The organism is Haladaptatus sp., assembly GCF_049589095.1.
In the GTDB taxonomy this organism is placed as follows: Archaea; Halobacteriota; Halobacteria; order Halobacteriales; family Haladaptataceae; genus Haladaptatus.
The window spans coordinates 1-1,914 of the sequence record NZ_JBAWAC010000582.1 but is presented as its reverse complement, the minus strand read 5'-3'; the positions used below and the strand labels follow the sequence as shown (position 1 = coordinate 1,914).

The following is a 1,914-nucleotide window of genomic DNA, read 5'->3' as shown; positions in this document are numbered from 1 at the left end:
GTCGATGGCGGTCATAACCGGGATGTTCGACCCAGTCGGCAAAAAGATAATGATAACGGTAGTAAAAATTTCCTGTCAAACGTTACTCGGACCGTAACAGTCGTATGGTGGAAGTGAGAACACTAGGGTGATGTCGGATACGACGCGGAATTACGTCAGCGGACAGTGGATCGAATCGGCGACGGGGGAGACCATCGAAGTCGAGAACCCCGCACGCCCGAGCGAAGTCGTCGCACGATACCAGGACTCCAGTACCGAAGACGCCACCGAGGGCGTCGAGGCCGCCGCGGACGCGGCCGACGACTGGGCGGCGACGCCCGGTCCGGAAAGAGGCCGAATCCTCCGTGAAGCGGCGACCCTGCTCGCGGAACGGAAGGACGAACTCACCGACCTGCTCGTCGCCGAGGAAGGCAAGGCGAACGCCGAAGCCGGTGGCGAGGTACAGCGCGCCATCGACATCTTCTATCACTTCGCGGTGAAAGCGGCCGAACGCGGCGGGACGGTCAAGAACCCGAGTTCTCCGAACCAGAACCTCTACACCATCGAGGAACCGGTCGGCGTCGCCGCGCTCATCACGCCGTGGAACTACCCCATCGCCATCCCCGCATGGAAACTTGCACCGGCCCTCGCGGCGGGGAACACGGTCGTTCTCAAACCGGCGTCGGCCGCACCCGGCGTCGCCATGGAAATCGCACGCGCGCTGGACGAAGCCGGTCTCCCAGACGGCGTCCTGAACGTCGTCACGGGTTCGGGGAGCGTCGTCGGCACCGAGTTCATCGAACACGACGCGGTGGACGCCGTCTCGTTCACCGGTAGCAGCGAAGTCGGCGAGATGGTGTACGACCAGGCGACCGACTCCGGCAAGCGCGTTCAGACGGAACTCGGCGGGAAGAACCCGACCATCGTCGCCGATTCGGCCGACCCCGCCGAAGCGGCCGACCTTGTCGCGAGCGGCGCGTTCGGCGTCACCGGGCAGGCGTGTACGGCGTGTTCCCGCGCCATCGTCCACGAGGACGTCCTCGACGAGTTCGTCGCCGAACTCGTGGACCGCGCGGAATCCATCGATATCGGCCCGGGCGACGAGCACGAGATGGGTCCGCAGGTGAGCGAGAGCGAACTCGAATCGACGCTCGACTACGTCGAAGTCGCCGAGGCGGAAGGGGCGACGCTCGTCTCGGGTGGCGGAATTCCGGAGAGTTCGGCCGTCGAATCCGGCTACTTCGTCGAACCGACCGTGTTCACCGACGTCGATTCCGAGATGCGCATCGCACAGGAAGAGGTGTTCGGCCCGCTCGTCGCCGTCATCGCGGTGAGCGATTTCGACGAGGCGTTGGCCGTCGCGAACGACGTCGAGTACGGACTCGCGGCGAGCATCGTCACCGACGACCACACGGAAGCGAACCGTTTCGTCCGCGAGGCGGAATCCGGGGTCGTGAAGGTCAACGACAAGACGACCGGTCTCGAACTCCACGTCCCGTTCGGCGGGTTCAAGCGCTCGTCCAGCGAGACGTGGCGCGAACAGGGTGACGAGGGACTGGACTTCTACACCATCGAGAAAACCGTCTACGACAACTACTGAAACGCCCGCCGCCTTCGGCCCTCCATCGTTCGAAATTTTTGTCATTGGACCCGAATCGCTTCGTATGTTTCGAGTTCTGGTATACGGAACACTCGTCAGGAATGATGGTGTGGTCCAATTGTCCGAAATCGTTTCTCCTTGTACCGTTTCCTGCTTCAGGTTCGTTCTCGAATTCGGAATGAATCTACGACCGCATCGATTACGAGTCGCTATTCGATGTCGACGGGCTTTCGAGCCGGAACTGTGAAGCGGCGATTCGCGTCCGGAAATCCGCCAATTCTCCTCGTGGTCGGACGACTCCAATCGACGAGTTCGTACGAAGGTGGGTGCCACCG

The 1,914-nt window shown here is 62.4% G+C and carries 1 protein-coding gene; it reads left to right on the top strand.

Features of this window, described 5'->3' with window-relative positions; genetic code table 11:
* The first annotated feature begins 130 nt into the window (after positions 1 to 130).
* Positions 131 to 1,579 (top strand): aldehyde dehydrogenase family protein, encoded by a 1,449-nt coding sequence (locus WBV42_RS18095; protein WP_423987261.1) that lies wholly within the window; start codon positions 131 to 133, stop codon positions 1,577 to 1,579.
* Positions 1,580 to 1,914: the final 335 nt, after the last annotated feature.

What these genes read in the sequence shown, in the direction of transcription:
- WBV42_RS18095 (WP_423987261.1), top strand. Translation starts at nt 131, where the DNA reads ATGTCGGATACGACGCGGAATTACGTCAGCGGACAGTGGATCGAATCG.